Annotated in this window: 13 protein-coding genes; 3 read left to right on the top strand and 10 right to left on the bottom strand. The window is 61.9% G+C overall.

The annotated features are described in order from the left end of the window. Window positions 1-6 precede the first annotated feature (6 nt). The 3 genes from MQE22_RS12790 to MQE22_RS12800 all read right to left on the bottom strand — a co-directional run bounded on the left by MQE22_RS12790 (window position 7) and on the right by MQE22_RS12800 (window position 6,382). Entirely contained in the window at window positions 7-2,217 is a 2,211-nt protein-coding gene (locus tag MQE22_RS12790) for a DNA methyltransferase (RefSeq protein WP_215873652.1), read from the bottom strand. A 2-nt stretch (window positions 2,218-2,219) separates the two neighbouring features. Next, window positions 2,220-4,940 (bottom strand): DEAD/DEAH box helicase, encoded by a 2,721-nt coding sequence (locus MQE22_RS12795; RefSeq protein ID WP_215873653.1) that lies wholly within the window; start codon window positions 4,938-4,940, stop codon window positions 2,220-2,222. A gap of 257 nt (window positions 4,941-5,197) precedes the next feature. Continuing rightward, window positions 5,198-6,382, bottom strand: a complete 1,185-nt coding sequence (locus MQE22_RS12800; protein ID WP_226838459.1) for a carbon-nitrogen hydrolase family protein — start codon at window positions 6,380-6,382, stop codon at window positions 5,198-5,200. A 195-nt stretch (window positions 6,383-6,577) separates the two neighbouring features. On the opposite strand from MQE22_RS12800, the gene MQE22_RS12805 reads away from it, so the two are divergent. Then, on the top strand, window positions 6,578-9,076 hold the full coding sequence (locus tag MQE22_RS12805; protein WP_215873654.1) for a type IV secretory system conjugative DNA transfer family protein: 2,499 nt from the start codon (window positions 6,578-6,580) through the stop codon (window positions 9,074-9,076). On the opposite strand, the gene MQE22_RS12810 is transcribed toward MQE22_RS12805, so the two are convergent. Both MQE22_RS12810 and MQE22_RS12815 read right to left on the bottom strand, forming a co-directional pair. Beyond that, the gene (locus MQE22_RS12810; protein ID WP_226838461.1) at window positions 9,045-9,668 is read right to left on the bottom strand and encodes a lytic transglycosylase domain-containing protein; all 624 of its coding nucleotides are present in this window, start codon (window positions 9,666-9,668) and stop codon (window positions 9,045-9,047) included. The two genes, MQE22_RS12805 and MQE22_RS12810, sit on opposite strands and share 32 nt — an antisense overlap. Continuing rightward, window positions 9,665-10,339, bottom strand: coding sequence for a S24/S26 family peptidase (locus tag MQE22_RS12815; protein WP_215873655.1), 675 nt, complete (start codon window positions 10,337-10,339; stop codon window positions 9,665-9,667). The genes MQE22_RS12810 and MQE22_RS12815 overlap by 4 nt, the downstream gene beginning before the upstream one ends. Before the next feature lie 221 nt (window positions 10,340-10,560). On the opposite strand from MQE22_RS12815, the gene MQE22_RS12820 reads away from it, so the two are divergent. Next, on the top strand, window positions 10,561-10,815 hold the full coding sequence (locus MQE22_RS12820) for a FitA-like ribbon-helix-helix domain-containing protein (protein ID WP_215851307.1): 255 nt from the start codon (window positions 10,561-10,563) through the stop codon (window positions 10,813-10,815). Continuing rightward, the gene (locus tag MQE22_RS12825) at window positions 10,812-11,234 is read left to right on the top strand and encodes a type II toxin-antitoxin system VapC family toxin (protein WP_215873656.1); all 423 of its coding nucleotides are present in this window, start codon (window positions 10,812-10,814) and stop codon (window positions 11,232-11,234) included. Before MQE22_RS12820 ends, MQE22_RS12825 begins: the two co-directional genes overlap by 4 nt. A gap of 239 nt (window positions 11,235-11,473) precedes the next feature. Here MQE22_RS12825 and MQE22_RS12830 read toward each other — a convergent pair whose 3' ends face one another. Genes MQE22_RS12830 through MQE22_RS12850 form a run of 5 tightly spaced genes read right to left on the bottom strand, consistent with a single transcriptional unit; the run spans window position 11,474 to window position 17,727 of the window. Further along, the gene (locus MQE22_RS12830; RefSeq protein ID WP_215873657.1) at window positions 11,474-11,749 is read right to left on the bottom strand and encodes a hypothetical protein; all 276 of its coding nucleotides are present in this window, start codon (window positions 11,747-11,749) and stop codon (window positions 11,474-11,476) included. Continuing rightward, window positions 11,746-12,897, bottom strand: a complete 1,152-nt coding sequence (locus tag MQE22_RS12835) for a hypothetical protein (RefSeq protein WP_215873658.1) — start codon at window positions 12,895-12,897, stop codon at window positions 11,746-11,748. Before MQE22_RS12835 ends, MQE22_RS12830 begins: the two co-directional genes overlap by 4 nt. 15 nt (window positions 12,898-12,912) lie before the next feature. After that, window positions 12,913-13,965, bottom strand: coding sequence for an LPD7 domain-containing protein (locus MQE22_RS12840; RefSeq protein ID WP_215873659.1), 1,053 nt, complete (start codon window positions 13,963-13,965; stop codon window positions 12,913-12,915). Between the two features lie 51 nt (window positions 13,966-14,016). After that, window positions 14,017-14,385, bottom strand: coding sequence for a hypothetical protein (locus MQE22_RS12845; RefSeq protein ID WP_215873660.1), 369 nt, complete (start codon window positions 14,383-14,385; stop codon window positions 14,017-14,019). A gap of 9 nt (window positions 14,386-14,394) precedes the next feature. Next, window positions 14,395-17,727: a zincin-like metallopeptidase domain-containing protein gene (locus MQE22_RS12850; protein ID WP_369522701.1), complete on the bottom strand. Its 3,333-nt coding sequence runs from the start codon at window positions 17,725-17,727 to the stop codon at window positions 14,395-14,397. Window positions 17,728-17,737: the final 10 nt, after the last annotated feature.

Genomic DNA, 17,737 nt, shown 5'->3' on the forward strand with positions numbered 1-17,737 from the left:
GTCGCGTTAACCAACATTCACCGGCACGAGCGTCATCGTGTCGTTGCCGAAGATATCTATCACCTTGACCGCCACGGTGTAGCGGCCTGGCCGGTCGTAGGTGTGCACGGCAGTCGCCAGCTCCAGGTCACGATTCTGGCGGGTGCGGAAGCTCTGCCATTCGTTCTCGAAGATGTAGCCGCCGGTCCAGCGCTCCTCGAACTGCGGCAAGGCCATTTCACCCTGTGGCGCCTCAAGGCCCGGCAGTGAAGCGACCCCGCTCAAGCCGGTGCCGACAGGCACCTTGATGATCTCGCGGCGCGACATGTAGTCGAAATCCACGGCCCAGTAGTCCACCCAGTCCGTCCAGTGCCTAGTCAGGCGATCCTTCGTGACGATCCCGTCCTTGTTTTTGATCACCTTGTAGAGTTGCCCCTGTTCGCACATGACTTCGCTCTTGCCCTCCTTCATGGCGGCAATCGCAGCCTCGGCGGCCCCCTGGGTGTAATAGACAGAGAAGTCCGTCAACTCGATCGTAACCGCGAGCTTGTTCTTCTTGTCGTAGCGGGGCGTCGCTTCGACGAAGCTGATGTCGTGGAACACGACCTGCCCCTTGTCCACCGCCCGCTTGTCGAACACCTCGGCGGGGATGTATTTCGGGGCAAGGTCGATGCCCTTGCTGCGTGCTTCTTCCAGCACGGCCGGGAACAGCCCCATCTCGAATTCAAAGGCCAGCACATCCACACGGGACGCGCCGCGCTTGCGGCACTCCGTGATGACCTCCTCGACGAATAGTCGGCCCACGGGCAGGTTGATCGGGCCAATGACCACAAGCCGCCCGTTGCGCGCCCCGTGAAAGAAACCGTCCTGCGGCTGTGCGCCTTCGTTGCCGCCAAGACCGGTGGCCTTGTAAGCGCGCAAAATCAGGTCGCGGAACTCGTTTTCCCTCTGGGCCAGCGCCTGTTCCTTCTGCTTGCCGGTCAGGCGTCCGCCGACGTTTAGATAAGCTTGGCGCTCGTAACGGCCCAGGTTCAGCACCTCGAAGGCGCGGAAGTCTTTCTCTGCAGCCTTCAGCTCGCGCTGCACGCCGATCAGTCGCTTGCGGGTGGTGTGGATGCCGAACTTGCCCAGGTCGGAGGCGATCCACTTGCGGCCGAGCTTTTCCGCGACCGCCGCTGTGGTGCCGGAACCGCAGAAGAAGTCGGCGACCAGATCACCGGGGTTGCTGCTGGCGTTGATGATGCGCTCAAGTAGAGACTCAGGCTTTTGAGTAGGGAAAAATAGGTTCTGGGTCTTGTCTGCGGGTTGAAGCATCGAGAGCCGCCAAACATTGTCAACGACCCGCTCAGTACGATCTGTGTAGAGCACATTCCCATCGCTGTCTCGCGCGTTGATCATACGGCCACCAACCTTGACACGTTGTAGCTGCTTGACTGCCTTTTCTCTGGGTTCCTCAAGCGGGTGAAAGCAATATCCTTTGTTTCTATCCTTTACGTACCAGAGAATGGTGTCAGTCGAGCGGGGAAAAACACCTTTTCGCGTGTCTGGCATCTTGTTGTAGTAATACCAATAAAGCTCGTTGCGGAAATTTTCTCTGCCGAATGTCTCATCTAAGGCCAATCGCAAATATGGAGAAACACGCCAGTCACAATGGAGAAAAAAGCTCCCATCATCTGCGAGTAAGTCACGCATCAGGAATAGCCGCTCGTACATCATCGCAATGAAGCTGTCCGCCCCCCGCCCCCAGGTGTCGCGGTAGGCAATCTGCTCCAACAGGTTCGCTTCCTTGTGGAAGGTCTCGCCACCGATCTCGACATCCATGCTGAAATCGGCACCCACATCGAAGGGCGGGTCGATGTAGATCAGCTTGAGGCCGCCGGCGTCCTCGATTTGCTGACGCAGGGCACCGGCTTTGAGTGACGACAGGATCAGCTTGTTGTCACCCCAGATCAGCTTATTGGTCCACCCCCGGACCTGCCGCCCACGCGGATCAAACAGCTCCCCCTGGGTCTTGGTCTCGGCGCGCGGTTCGTCCACGTGCTCCAGAGTCTGGAAAGGAAGCACCGTGGTGCACACGTCCCGCGTCTTGCCGTTCCAGATCAGCTCGACCTCGCGCTTGTCCTCGAACAGGATGAAGCGGTATTTCTCCGGTAAGGCCTTGCCTTGCTGGATCAAGGTGACCAGGTCACGTTGTTCCGCCTCGCTTAACTCGTAGGATTTTTTCTCTTGGCGTGCCATGATCAGCCCTCTTGGTATTCGCGGAATGCACTGACAAGGCCCGCGAACGACGATGGCTTGTGCTGCTCGAATCCCTCCTGATCGACATAGACGAAGTGGTAACTCGGCCCCCCATCGTCCTTGGTTGCCTCGGTGGCGTCCTCGCACCATTGGCGCAGCCGGGCCATTTTCTGCGGCAAGTCGATCTCCTCGCGGCCCTTGGTCTCGACAATCCAGACCTTGCCGTCCGTGGTGCGCACGATGAAATCCGGCGTGTAGGTGGACAGATCGCCGTTGGCTTTGACGTATTCGATCTTGAAGCCCACGGCCATGTAGTTCTTGCCGAAAGCCTGCACGTCGGGCGCGGCCTCCAGGAAGGCAGCAAAAGCCAGTTCCAGGCTGTCGGCATTGGCCTCGCCGACGATGCGGTTGAACACCGATTTTTTCGCTTGGACAAAGCCGCGTGGCTCGGTTCGGAATGGCCGGGTGTCGCGCAGCCTGATGTGCCCATCGATCCGCGAGCTGCCGCCTTCGTAGATCGTCAGCGCGTTGATCGCGGCACGGAAGTGGTCAAACACCACCTTGCCGACTTCCGGCTCGGACAGGTTGCGCAGGATTACCGGGTCTTCCAGATCGACGGGGCTGGTGAAGAGATGGTCGCGGAGAAAGGTCTTGACCTTTGGGTAGAGCTGGTCGTAGCCACCGACGAGCCGCAAATCCTTGAGCAACTGACGCGCAAAAAACGCCACCACGGAGCGGTAATCGCCCAGCCCCACACCATCAAGTTGCATGGTGTGATCGACCTCTCCTTCGAGCATGGTCTTGAAGACAATCTCGCGGGTCTCTTCCGGGGAAAAGGCCTTGATCGGCAGCTTCTTGTTGCCGAAGTGTTCGGGCTCCAGCTCGGTCAGGTCTTTGAATTCCCGGTTGTAGCGCCGGGTCAGACGCGGCACCGCGATGTCGAGTTCGTCGATGTTTTTGTCTGGGGATTCGGTTTCGACTTCGACGACCAGAGAATCCTGGCGCTCGCGCCCACCGATGCCGCCCATCGGTACACGGTCGAACGTGACGCCTTCGTTCTGGATGGATTCCACGAAATCCATGAAGGCTGGCGTGCCCATGACCGAGACGGTTTCGCGCTGGTCACTGCCAAAATACATGCGGCGCAGGCCGCGCCCGAGGGTTTGCTCCGGCAGGATGTTGCTCTTGGCGGCATAGGCGCGCAGGCCGACGATGGTGGTGACGTTGCGCACGTCCCAGCCCTCCTTGAGCATCAGTACCGAGACAATCGCCTTGTAGGGCGATTTCCAGGTGTCGATTTCATTCGACTGCTTGCGCAACAGCTCCAGTTCCTCCTTGCTCTTGCCGGAGGCTGCCTCGGAAATCTCGCCGTTGTTCTTGGTGTGGATCACCAGCACCGCCCCTTGCAGTTCGGGGCAAATCCTTGCCAGGTGGCTGCCCACCTCGTCGCAGTTTTTGGTGTCGTCCACCATGACGAACAACACCGCCTTCTTGCCCAGCTTCTCGTGTTCGGCGTAGCTCTTGCGCCATTCCTCGACGCCCAGATTGAGGTAATCGGCGTATTTCTCGGAGATGATCGGGCTTTGGTGCTCGGCAAGCTTGGCGCGGCTGGCGGCATCCGGTAATACCGGATGTTTGACCACGTTCTGGGCGATGGCCTCGACCAGCGGATAGTCGCTGACGGTCTGCACGAAGATCGCACCGTTGTCGTGACGGGGCGTGGCCGTCACGTCCACCTGAATGGATAGCTGCAGGTCCTTTTGCAACAGCTTGTGGTGGATGTCCTGGATGCACTGGAACCACGCCAGGCGGCTGTCGTGGATGTGGTGCGCCTCGTCATTGAACACGGCGAGTTCATCGATCTCGCGCACCATCTCGCCCAGGTCGGTGTTGCTGTCAGTGGTCTTGCCCACCGGCTTGGCCCCGAACGGTGCGAGGAAATAGTCGCGCAGATCATCATCCTCCAGCGAAGGCTCGGTCACCTCGGCGAGATAGACGCGATGAATGTTTGTCAGAAACAGGTTGCCGGTCGGGCGGACGATGCGCACGTCGTCCTGGATGTGCAGCGCCATCTGGAAATCGTCGCGCCAGTTGTGGCCAGCATGGCCATTGTCGGGTAGCACAGGATCATTGAAGAAGATGCGCAGCCCGTCGAAGTCGGCGCGCAGACGATCAAGCACGATGATGTTGGGCGCAATCAGCAGGAAGTTGCGCGCCAGGGTGGAGCCCGGCTCGTATAGCTTGTGAAAGTAGCTCCAGGCGATAAGGAGCGAGAGCACCTTGGTCTTGCCCGCGCCAGTGGCCATCTTGACCACGAAACGTGGCCAGGCCTCATCGAACATATTGGCCGACACGGCGCCGGATGCGTCGAAGCGCAATAGATCGAACTTGTCTCGCGCACCGCGCACGTCATAGAGCCAGATGACCGTTTCAACCGCTTCACGCTGTGCGAAGTAGTAGCGGAACTCGCTTTGTGCTCCTTCCGCCGTCTCCACCAGGTGTTCTGTTTCGAACCACCATGTCAGCAAGTCGCGTGACGTAGCCGACGCGCCTGCGTAGCCAGCATCACGCCATGTCTTGACTTCCTCGCGCACCTTGGCCACGAGGGGCGGCAGTAGTTTTTCGTAGGCGGTGCTGCGCAGTTCTTCCGCAGCCGGAAACCAGCGCAGTTCGGGGGGCAATACCTCATAGGGTGAGCGTGGAAAATTCGGGTGTAATGCCATGCGGTTGGAGTTCCTCCCTTTGAAACTATATTTCCGGCTTTCCGACAGGGCTCTACCGCTTCTACTTGCGTTTCGTGCTACGCGCACGGACACCTCGCAATAGCCGGTAGCCTGACCGACCCCACTTGTCCGTCTTGTGTAGCGTAACCTGCACCGAGTTTATTTGTCGATGTTGTACGAAGGAACCATCTAGAGATCAATAAACTCGATTAGGGCCGTAGTCGGCCGAAAGGGAGTAACCCTGGATTTCTGATGAGTCAAGTGTTCTCCGCCTCAATCCCTGTCACTCCCAGCAGTCTGCCCCAGGCCCAGGCAGTATTTCGCTGAACGGTGGGTATGCCCGTCCCCTGGGCCCACCACTCGTTGTTGGTGAGCAGGATCACCTGCGGGTGCTGGATGAGGGCCTCCATCCAGACCCAGGGCAAGAGCTGATCATAACAGATGCTGGCCCAGGCCCGGATCCCGTCGATTTTCCGGGCGGGTTCCCACCAGGACGCTTCGTAGCCCACGTTCTGGCTGTCCACATAGCCTGTGCCCCGGGACCAGGGATGCCACATGGAGACTGGCACCGGAAAGGCCGAATTGAACAAGATCTTCTGCGGCTTGTTATGCTGTAACGCAATAATGGAGTCCGTCAGCAGTCCAGGTCGCCTCGGCACCGACATCCCCACGAGCCAGGTCTGCCCACGGGGCACCACCTGCTGGATGGCCCAGGCATTGCCTGCCCAGTCGGTCTCCAGGGTTTCCGGTAGCAGCAGGACCTTAGCATTCCGGGACCGGGCCATGGTCTCCCGCAGGATCGCGGCATGACGCTCCTGGTTGGCCAGGATGTTGGTGGTGGCAGGACCAACGTGGAGATCCACGCCGCGCCATCCGGCTGGAGGCTGGGCGGGGTACAGCATGGGCCACGCATTGGCAATCATGACGGCGCCGAAGAGTAGCGCCGCGGTCCAGGCCTGATCCCGATCTTCCAGAGGCCACAACAGGTACCAGACACCTATCGCCCAGACAAGTGTGAGTATCAGTCCCACCCATCCGAAGCCGGGGAATAACACGCCGGCGGACGCCAGGGGCGAGAGCCAGTCAAAAAAGGACAGGGGCGGCACCAGGGCATCGAAGAGCAGGACGGCGATAGCCCTCCAGGGACGATCCGCAAGACTCCATCCCGCCGCGAGCAAGGCGGACGATTCCAGCCAGAGGAAAGCTCCTTCCCAGAACGGCGCGTGCGGGCCGAAGAAGACGGCCACCCCGCGCAACAATCCCACGCTGCCCGCGCCGTAGTAGGCCAAGGCTACGAGATAGCGACGCAGGGCCTTTTTCTGGGCCAGTACGAGGCCCACGAAGGCCAGGGAGAGCAGCGGGCCTACCCAGGGCATGGGCAGCATCCACGAGGCCCCGCAGAAGGCCGAGAGGGGAATGGCAAAGCCGGGACGGCGGAACATGACGATCCTGAATAGCAACGGGTTTGTTCTGGTATAGCGTCGCTCGTTACCGATAAGCCCCGCTTTTCGTCATCGGGTGTCCACCACCGGCCAGTTCCTGCCGTCAGTAAGGCCTGCCGTCTGCAGGACCTGCCGATCCGCCGCCACGCTGGCTATACCGGCATAGCCAGATTTCTTTTGCAAAAGGATCCCTGTATGGCCGTGCGTGTCCACCAGCCCGATCAAAACATTCTCGACTACCGGAAGCAGCGGCAGATCCGCAACGCCCCGGCGCTGGGCATGATCGCCACCATCATGACCGGCATTGCATCGGCCTATCTGGGCGCGTCTTTGGGCGTCCATTACGTCATCGGTGCGTACGCGCCCAATTTCTTCCCCGGCTACGTTGCCAAACCCTTCTTGGGGCTGCCCATATATTCTCCCCTGGAGTTGAGCAAAATGGCGGTCCAGTTCTGGCAATACCCCAGGATGCAAAAGACGGTCGAGGTGGCGGGGGGCATAGCTGCCGTGCCCACTTTGGCGATGGCGGCCTGGCAGTTCATCCGCGCCGGACGTCTGCAAAAACAGCTCTATGAGACCGGCCTGCACGGTTCGGCCCACTGGGCGAGCCGCAAGGAAGTGGAGCAGATGGCCTTGCTGCCCGTGGCCAAGCCCAGCCTGTCCCTCAGGCTCAAACAGGCCGTCCGCCGCGCCCTTTGGGGTGCTCCTGGCCCCGACAGTGAGGGTCGGCCCCGCGTCTGTTACGTGGGGGGCTTCGTGGACGAAAAAGGGCAGACCGTCTATCTCCAGCATGCGGGCGCGGAGCACATCATCTGCTTTGCGCCCACCCGCTCCGGCAAGGGGGTGGGTTTGGTCCTGCCGACCCTTCTGGGCGGTTGGCAGGAAAGTGTGGTGGTCCACGACATCAAGGGCGAAAACTACCTGCTGACCGCTGGCTGGCGAAAATCCATCGGGCATCGGATCTTGAAATTCAATCCTGGTTTCGGTCTGGACGCAGACCCGGAAAATGGCGTGGAGGCCAACAACGGCGACCGGGGCACCGAAACCCAGTGCTGCCATTTCAACCCCCTGGAAGAGGTCCGCATCGGTACGCCCTTTGAGGTCAAGGATGTCATGAACATCGCCACCATGATCGTGGATCCCGATGGCAAGGGTCTGAACGATCACTGGCAGAAAACGGGCTTTGCCCTGCTGACCTCCGTCATCCTGCACGTGCTCTACGCCGGGCAGGATAAGACCATGCGGGGTGTTGCTGCCTTCCTGAACGATCCGAAGCTGGCCTCCGTGGACGATGCCTTCGACGAGATGATGCGGACAAAGCACCGCCCGGAGAGCTCTCGGCTGGCAGGGGTATGGGTCAGCCAGTACGGGGACGCGGAAGTCCACCCCGTCATCGCCCAGTCGGCCAAGGAAATGAAGAACAAGGCTCCCAACGAGAAGTCGGGCGTGATCTCCACCATGATGAGCTTCCTCTCCCTCTATCGGGATCCCATCGTCGCCCAGTGGACGGCATACTCGGACTTCCACATCACCGATCTCCAGGACGCCGACCAGCCGGTGTCCCTTTATCTGGTGACCAGCCCCGAAGACAAAAACCGCCTGAAGCCCCTCATCCGTCTGGTCCTGAACCTCATCGCCTCGAAATTCACCGGCGAGGACCGGCTGATCCCTAAAGCAGGGCGTATGGTCTGCAAGGGCAAGCACCCCTTGCTGCTGCTTCTGGACGAGTTCCCGAGCCTCGGGAAGATGGACATCTTCCAGGACGCCATCGCCTTCTTCGCCGGTTACAACGTCAAGCTCTTCCTGATCACCCAGAGCAAGTCGCAGCTGGAGGACGAAGGCCACGGCTATGGCAAGGCGGGCGGCTCGGTCATCGTCGAGAACTGCCACGTGCGCATCTTCTACGCGCCCAACGACGTGACGACGGCGGAATGGCTCTCCAAGACCCTGGGCAAGAAGACCATCGCCATGGAGAACACTACCCAAAGCCTGGAGGGGTCCTTTTTGCCGTCCCCCAAAGGACAGAGCCGGTCCATCACCTACCAGGCCCGGGATCTCCTGACCCCGGACGAGGTCCTGCGCCTGCGTGGCCCGGTCAAGAAGGGATCGGACATCGTGCAGGCCGGCGACATGATCGTCATGGTGGCCGGATTCGCGCCGGTGTACGGCAGGCAAATCCTGTACTTCAAAAACGCGACCTTCCTGGAAAGGGCGCAGATGAACCCGCCGGACCATCGGGACGAGATCAGCAAGCGTCCGGACAACTACTACGAGACGCTTTTGGGGCATGGCAAGGCGGAGCGGGTGGCCGCCCCGCCGGAGGCCTCCGCTCTGGTGGACGAGGATTTTGCCGATCCCGTCAAGCAGGAGGGAGACGCCGTCCCCGCTCAGGATCCCGAATCTCCCTCCGGCCTGAAATCCGTAGAAGCCCGGGCAGACGCCTCTGGCGCGGCCCAGGAGCCGGATGGGGACGACCCGCAGGACGGCCTGCTCGACGGCGACCCGGATATCCGCGACGCGCAGGACCAGATCACGAAGATCGCCTGGCTCGCCCGAACAGCGGGCGACACACTCCCGCCGGAGCTGGTTCAGGCCAGCGGTGGAGTAGCTGCGTGGCGACCGGATCGAAAGCGTCTGGACCGCTATGCGGAGAACGTCTCGTTCAAGGGGCTGCAGGGGAAGGTGTCCGCGTGATGGGCCCCCAGGTCAGCACATAGGCCAGTCGTGATGGCTCTGGCCTCGCATGGGCACGTCCCGGATTCCATCGCACCGTTTCCACCCGGTACGCCCGGCCATGACTTGGGCTAGAGAGGGGACACACACCCCCTGCGCCCAAGGGAAATGGATGGCTGGAGGCGGCCAGGATACGCCTGGCATAGACGCCATCGCCCCACAATCGCCCGGAGTTGTAGGCCTCGAAGGCGTGATACAACGCGCTTTGCCCGGGACCGAAGGTGGCCACCGCCTGGCGATAAGCCGCCGTGAGGATCTGCGCACCCGCCCGGAGATTGGAGCAGGCATCGAAGGCTGTGGCCGGTGTCAATCCGAAGGCCGCGAAGTTCTCCGTGTCCACCTGGGCGAGGCCCACATCCACCCGCTGCCCGCTGGCCATGGCCTGCCGCAGATAGGCAATGGCCTGCTGCCGGTTGCCTGGAATCACCTGGCTTCGGGTGGTGTTGTTCCACATAGCGAGTGGGTTACCCCCGGACTCGACGCGGACGATGGCCGTCATGGTGGCCGGGGCGATTTGCGGGGCGCATTGCTGGACCAGGGCGGGCAGGATCATGGTTTCTCCTTCTGGATCTTGTCGGTGTACCAATACTGGCTTCCCGGGATCACCAGGGCCGGTTGCAGGCTGCCCAGGATGTTTTTCGCCGGCACGGGACCGTAGTAGGCGCTGGTGTAGGCAAAGTTGCCGGGGGCGTAGTCCCAGAAATACCCCTTGGGGATGGTGAGCTTCGTGCCGATGGGCAGATGGATGACCGGGATACCGTCCACCCGGGACACGATCCGGCTGTTGGGAAGCAGACGGCCATTGGCGATGACGCCTTGGCGGGTGATCTCCACGGTCTGATCTGCCGTTGCGGCGACGATCTTGGCGAAGGGCATGAGCTGACCGGCGCAGGCCCATTGGCCATGGGGCGCGTGCTCCAGCCAGAGTCCGGTGATGGCCTCGTACAGGGCCGGGTTGTCCCCTTTGGGGGCGGCATCCACCAGGGCGGATGGGCCGGTAAAGGAGATCGGCAGATGCTCATGGACGGGCGGGCAGAAATACACCCGGTCGCCGTCTTTCAGGCGCAAGGGCTTTGGGCCGCGCTGGTAGAAACCGAGCGGCATGCAGGTCGTGATGTTGAGCGACCAGTGTTCTGCAAGCCCAATGGCGAAAAGGGTGGCCAAGGGCAAGGTGACCATGGCCGTCGCGCCGATGAATAGGGTGGAAAGGGCGGGCTTGTGCATGCCAGAGCAAATCCTTTTGCAAGTTCCTGCTCGGGTATAGCCAGCCCAAAAGGGGATGGGCGGTGCGGCCTGCCTGGGGCCATCCGCCTTCTTCTGTCAGACAGCGTCTTTCGCTCCCACGAATGCAAGCAAGGGATCAGGCATGTTTTCGACCTGTTGCGCGGCGATATCAGTCTGCTTAGAATGACTGCATTGATAGCACAAATGCACAGGTGGTCAACATGGCGACAGTCACCGTTAGAAATCTGCCGGACGAGGTGCATCGCGCGCTTCGTGTACGTGCGGCAACGCACGGCCGCAGCACCGAGGCAGAAATCCGTGACATCCTCGAATCGACCGTGCGCCCATCGGAGCGGCTTCGCCTGGGCACGGCCTTGGCCGAACTGGGCCGCCGTGTCGGGCTGACCGATGACGAAGCGGAGCATCTCAACCAGCTCCGCGACAAGACCCCGGCCGAGCCGATGAGCTTTGAATGATCGTCCTGGATACCAACGTCATTTCCGAGGCGATGAAAGCGGAACCGAATTCCGCCGTGCGGGCGTGGCTGGATGAGCAGGTTGCCGAAACGCTTTACCTGTCCAGCGTCACGCTTGCCGAGCTGCTGTTCGGCATCGGTGCCCTGCCGTCTGGCCGGCGCAAGGATACGCTGTCGCAAACGCTGGATGGCCTGCTGGAACTATTCGGGGATCGCGTGCTTGCCTTCGACACCGACGCAGCCCGGCACTACGCCGATCTGGCCGTTACCGCCCGTGCTGCCGGCAAGGGCTTCCCTACGCCAGACGGCTACATCGCCGCCATTGCGAAAGCGCGCGGCTTCACGGTCGCCACGCGCGACGTTGCGCCGTTCCAGGCGGCCGGCCTCAACGTCATCAACCCGTGGGAGGCCATGCGGTGACGGCGCAGGAGTGTTCCCCCGCGGTGCTGCCAGCGTCGTGACAACGTGGCGACACCGGCCATTTGGCCAGGTCGCCGAGCTATGGGCAATACAGGCCATCCTGTATATCAACGGATTACCACTCTGAGAAATTTGCCCATCGGATGATTGGCGGACTGTCGATGGAAAGCGGCGGGCCGTCGATGAACCCGGTTCGACGATTCATTGGGAAACGGCCATGTTGCGTACCCAGGGAGGACTCAGAGTCCCAGACCCAACTCCAGGCCCAGGTGCATGCCCAGCTCCTGTACCACCTTCTCCGGCGGTACATAGCCCAGGTGCATGGCGTGCTCCAGGACCCGGCGCTCGTGGGACTCGACCAGCTGCCTCTGCACCGACCCCACGGGCAGGGTATGGCTGTCCGGGTGCCGGTGCAGTTCCGCCAGGAGCTTTTTCAGACGCTCCCGCCGGGGCTCGTCCTTGACCCTGCCGAGATCGGCCAGGGCCCATTGTTCCAGCGCCTGTCCGTGCTTCATCGCTCGACTCCCTGGACCAGTTCCTGCCCTTTTTCGCGGTGCTTCGCCAGCACGTCCACGCCCAGTTTGTCGTGGACCAGTTGCACCGTGCGGTCCTTGTCCCCTGCCTGTATCATGGCCTCGTTGGGCTTCAGGCCGCCGCCTTGGCCCTCGATCTGCCGGAAGGTGCCCGCCGGGTCCCGTTCCCCGAAAGAAGTGGACAGGAATTTCTCCCCCGTGCTGCGGTTCTCATGGGGCAGGACGTTGACGTAGAGCTTGCTTCCATCCTCCCGCGCCACGGATGCGGCCAGCATGGGGATACCCGATTTCGAGGTGCGCTCCTGAAACTCGACGCTGTGGCGCTCCTTCAAGCCCTGCTCTTTGTTCTCGACTACCAGGACGCCGCGGGGCTTGCCCTGTTGGTCCGCGTAGAGCCCTACGCTGCGCCAGGTCCCCTGTTCGTCCTTCTGGTGGCCTTCCAGGCGAGGGAGCCTCTGCGTCTGGGTGACGCCCTGCTCCTTGAGACGGCCGGCCAGATCCGTAACTACGCTCGCAAAATACTGCTCCCGCGCGGCCCGAGCGACCTGGTTCAGGATCTCCCGGTTTTCTCCCATGCCGGATTGCCGCAGAGGCTCCTGCGCCTTGTCGATGGCTTCCTTCGCCCGCTCGAAGTGCCCGGGAGCGGCCTGGATTTCCTGCTTCTGGGCGTCTTTCAGGGTGGCCACGTGATTGGTGAAGGATCGCCCGTTTTTCTCCACCGGTTCCGCGAAACCGCCGATAGTCACCATCTGGCCTGCGTGCTCCTGGGTCGCGCGATCCAGCTTGGCGATGAGGCGCTGGGCGTACTCGCTTCCCAGGTCGGCCGACAGGATGGTCTTGTCCTCGCCGTTTTCCAGGGTAACGCGCAGTTTCTGGAACTTCGCGCCGTTGGCCTGGGTTTCAGCCAGGGAAACCCCTGTGAGCTGCCCGCTCAGTTCCGTTTCGTAGCGGGCCCCCTGCGCTTTCAGGGCGGCCCGGATAACCTGCTCGGTCTCCGGGCTATGCCCCTGTTTCCAGGCGGCGTCGCCGATTTCGGCCTTGGCCTGGGCCAGGGCCTTTTCCGTGACCTCGTCGTTGACCTCGATGAAGCCGTTGACCAGGTTGTTGCGCTGCATCATTCGTACTGGCATGACTGCTCTCCTTTTTTACCGTTCCAATCCACGATCCTGCTGCAGGTTTTTTTGCGGCTCCGGTGCCTTTCTGGCCGGACCCAGCGCGTTTCCCTGCTCCCGGGCGGCCTGCTCCTGAGCCTCCCGATACACCTCTTCGGCCAGCTTGCTGCCGGGTTCCAAAGAGATCCCCAGCTTCACGGCCATTGCTGCGGTCTCTCGCAAAAACTGGGGATTGCCCTCGAAGTGAACGGGTTCCCCGAACCGCTGTACGGCGGCCTGCAGGGCGGTGCTGACGGCCTGCTCGCGCCTTTGTCTCGCCGATGTGCCGATACCCATCATGGCCCGTCGGGTGACCGTAATATGGTCCCCGTAGTCCAAAACCAAAGGCCGGTTCTTGTGCGCCAGAAGGGGCTCCGGAGCGTGGCGCTCGAAGACCTGGCGCGCTTTGGCCGGCGGGGTACGCTGCGTGTTGGGCCAGTTCTGGACCATCTCCGCGTTGTCCGGTTCCGGGCTTTTGGGTCCAGGCTTGGTCGGGCCGGATTCCTGGCTTTGTTCAGGAATCTTGGCGCGTGCCTTCCCGTCGTCCAGGGCGTCACGGAAGGCGGATTTCAGGAGCTTGCCCTGGTTTTCCGGAGTCGCTCTGCTGTATCCAGGGATCAGATCGTTCATGTCCAGCTTCTGCGCGGCGAGTTCCCGTGCCTTCTGGATCGCTTTTTCCGCCGCCTGGGGATCCTGGCGGGTGTCGAAGCGCATCCGATCCAACGTGACGGAAAACTGGGGGTCCAATCCTTCCAGATCATTCCCCCTCCGGAGCACCTCGTAGGCAATGGGTTGCTCGCCGGGCTTCAGTTCGGAGCGTGCGAGGACCGAGCCCTCATCGAGGACCAGAGGGACCATCTCCACCCGATAATTCATGGCCTCCCGCACCGCCTGGGGAAGGTCCACCTCCCCCGAGATGGGCAGGGTCAGCTTTTTCTTGATGATCTTCGGGACCGCGCGGGATTTTTCCGTTGGCCCCATGCGGCCTGCCGAGTCCGCTGGCTCCAACACCTCTTGGGATTCCTCAATCGCTGCCTGCGTTGCCATGATGTCTTTCTCCTGTGCGTTTTCCTCGTGGGCGGGCGTTCTGCCGTTGGGTCATCCGGCATACTCCCCCGCATTACCGTCGGGATTCGCCACCGCCGCCCGATAGAGGGGCACATCCACACCAAAAATCGCAGCCACCTCGTCGTCGGGCATCTGCTCGACGACGGCAATCTCGCCGCCGATATAGGACAGGTACTCCAGGGCCTTCCGGACCATGCTCAGGTCCTCTGGATCGCCGGACCGGAGATATATCCGCTTCGGGGCCGTCTCGCGGATCAGCTTATCGAGGGCAAGCTGGTAGCCGCCCAAGCCCTCCGGGTCGTCTACGGGCTGCAGATGCTCTGGATCGGCTCCGATCCAGAGATTGCCGCCGGTCGCATGTGCCCGGTTGGTGCCGAATATCCCGCTGAACCATCCCATGCCCGTCTCCTATTCGAAGTCCAACTCGTTGACCTTGCTGCGCTGGGCGGCGTGTATGGCGTTGCCCACATTCCTATCCACGGCGGCGGCCTGCTTGAGCGCGGCCGCCAGCTTTTCATCGGTGATGGTCCGGGAGAACCGCGTTCCGTGTTCCGGGTTGTACCAGCGCACGGCGCTCCCCAGGTCCTCGGTGGCGGTCATGCCCCGGCCAAGGCCCGCTTCCAGATAGTCCCGGGCCGCCACCGTCTTTTGCGTGCCGTCCTTTTGGGTGACGGGCAAGGTATGCCCGTTCAGGGCGTCCAGGGCGCGGGAGAGTTCATGGAGAGCGGAAGCCGGGTCGCGGGACGGTTCGGGCTTTCCCGGGATGCTTTTTGTCCCGCCATCCACCACCGCCGTCACTCCCAGGTGCTCGAACGCTTTGGCGATCTGCGCCTTGGTCTGGGCGTCGATGCGTTCGGCCACCGCTTCCGGGGCAGGCGCTGTGCGGCCCACAGTAATGGCCGTGGGATCCGTCACGAAGTACGGGTTATCCCCGAACTCCACCCGGACACCGTTGGTGCGCACGTGGGCGTCGGCCTGCGTTTCAAACCCGGCCTTTCCCCGGAAATACTCTCCGCCCTTGGCGGGGTCCTTGCGCACCAGAAAGGCTTTGTTGAGCAGGTCGCCACCCTCGGGCTCTCCATGTCGCTTCTCCCATCCCAAGGATTCCAATGCCTGCACCACGGCGCGGCGCTTGGCCTCGAAGGGGTCCGTCGTTTCCCTTTCGCTGGCGGGAGCTGGTACCCCAGACGGCTCCACTGGAGGCTTTTCCACGGTAGGCAGGTGCTGAGATAGCCCCGCCCGCTCCATGGCCTTGCGCACGTCACCCTCGGGATCCATAGCCAATACCGCTTTGGCATAATGGGTGAATATCGGCTTGCGCACCCCGCTGAGATCACGGGTTTCCGGGTTCAACAGGTAGTACGCGGTTACCGCGCCCTCCTTCCGGGAGACCACGTGGTCCTGGCCTTGAGCCACCTTCTCTGCAACATAGGATTGACCATCGATGATCCGGTCATCCCCCATATGGACCCGGATCGACTGCAAGTTTACCCAGGCATGGGTTACGCCCCGAACCTTGCGCTCCTCCTCCCGTTTTTCTCTACGCTCCGCATGCGCTTGTTCCATGGCCGCCACACGATCAGGGCCCGCCCACTCCTGCAATTGCGCCACCCGTTCTTTTTGCGTCTTCCCGAGTTTCACTCCGGTCAGGCGGGAAAAGGCTTCCTCAGAGCCGGGGTTCTGACTGTTGGTGCCGATCCAGCGCATCACGTGCTCGAGGTTCCTGTCCTCGACCGCCTGCACAAACTTGTCCGCCATCTCGCTGCCCGGCCGGACCACGGCGCCGCTTTTCCATAGGCAAGCGAGGTAGATTTCCTTTGGGTCCTGCCGTGACCCAGACTCCAGCAGCGCCTTTCCGTGTTCCTTGAGGCGATTCTTGAAGTCATTTTCCAGGGCACGACGGGTTTCCCCTATCCGGTCCTGAATCGGCAAGGATTGCGCGAAGCGCGCTTTCACCTCCGGAATGTTGTAAATCGATTCCCCGGGGAGAGCCTGCATCAACTCCACCTCCGGGCGCGACGATCCGCGGTATTCCCCTTCACGGATGATGCCGAAGGTCTCATCAACGCCCGCCTGGTATTCGCGCACCATTTTTTCGTAACCGGCAAAGTCTGCCGGGGCCAAGGACATGGAGACTTCCATGGTCCGCTGGATCAAGGCTTCGGCGCGCTCCGGCAGAGCGTCGTAAAAGGCCTGGTATGCTGCCAGCGCCTGCTCCCTGGGGCCCGCCATCGCAGCGGTCGGCTGCTCCGGCTCCTGTTCCTTGGGAAGCAGATCCGGATAATGCTCCCGCTTGATCTCCAACAGTGTGGTCGGCGTGAAGTGGTAATCCAGCTCCGCCCCGGCACGGGTGATCTCCGGGATGCTGATATACCCCATTTCTGGGTACCCCATACCTAGATCCGCAAGACCAAAGGCCTGTGTTTGATCCGGGAACCCCGGTCCCTCATTCTCGGGATCGCCGCGGTCCTTCTCGATGATGAACCACTGGGCGCCGTTAGGGCCGAAGTAGCGCAGCGAGACCATGCGCTCGCCGTCTGGCAGGCCGTCGCTCTCGTAGGTCGCCGGCATCTGCCGGAGGATCTCCTGCAGCTCCCGCATCTTGTCCGAGAAAAAGGCTTTTTCCTCGCCTCCCAGGAGTTCGTCCGTGACGGCGGCCTGCCGGACGCCTAGGAAGGGACGCACATCGTCGGGGACCTGAGTCAGCATGGATTTGGTGGCCGGAATTTCCGGGGACGGATCTGCCTCTGGAGCAGGCTCCGGGGCGCGACCCGGCTCCACCTGTAACGCTGGCGTGCGCTCGATGAGGAAATCGCTGATGGCCTGGGCGTCCTTGATGGCCTGGATGAGGATCTGCTTACGCTCCTTCTCGGGCAGGGTACCCAGCCAGGAAGCAAGATACGCCGCGGAGTTGCCGGTCTCGCGGCCTTCCTCCACGGTTTGCGCGGCAGGGTCGAAACCGATACCCAAAGCGGCGGCGGTCATGGCCGCCGACATCTCGGCCCGCAGTTCCTCGATGGCGTACTTTTGATCCCCGAATGTTTTTCCGAACTCCCGGTTCAGGCGCTGGGGATGTCCGGTCGCATGGGATAGCTCATGCAGAAGCGTAGTGTCGTGACCGGTGGCGGTATGGAAATCCTCGATCCTGGGCATCTGCACGAAATCTTCACCGGGACGATAGAAGGCTTTGCTGCCGCCCCGGCGCACGGCTATTCCCATGGCTTCGGACAGGCCATCCAGCCGGGGGTCGGGCCGCCCTTCCAATCCATGGCCGCGCTCCGGGCGCGCCAGGGGCGGGATGCCGTCGATCTGAGAGGTGTGAAAGACGCTGTAGTAGCGCACACCCAGGCGTTTTTCGGTCTTTTCGATGTCCTGGATCGACTTTCCGGATTCCTGGTGGATTGCCTCGATTTCTTCCGGGGTGCGCTTATGCTCGTATTCCTTCCAGACCTCGATGGGGATACCCGAAGATCCTTCGCGTACCTGCCAGCCCTGTTCCCGGGCTTGCTTGTAGGTGCACCAGCGCGGATCCGAAGGATCCGGGGAGAGGGTCATCAGATTCTGGTAGTTCACGCCCCGATAGGGCTTGCCGGTCACCGCGTTGATCGGGGGCAGAATCTGCCCGGCTTCCCAGGGCTTTTGCCATGGTGCCGTGCCCTGCTCGATCTGCTCCAGGAGCCGGTTGGCGACCTCCATCCGCAGATCGCGGCGTTCCTTTGGTTCTTTCGCTGGTTTTGCCACAGATCACCCC

The organism is Acidithiobacillus sp. YTS05, assembly GCF_024396695.1.
GTDB lineage: Bacteria > Pseudomonadota > Gammaproteobacteria > Acidithiobacillales > Acidithiobacillaceae > Igneacidithiobacillus > Igneacidithiobacillus copahuensis.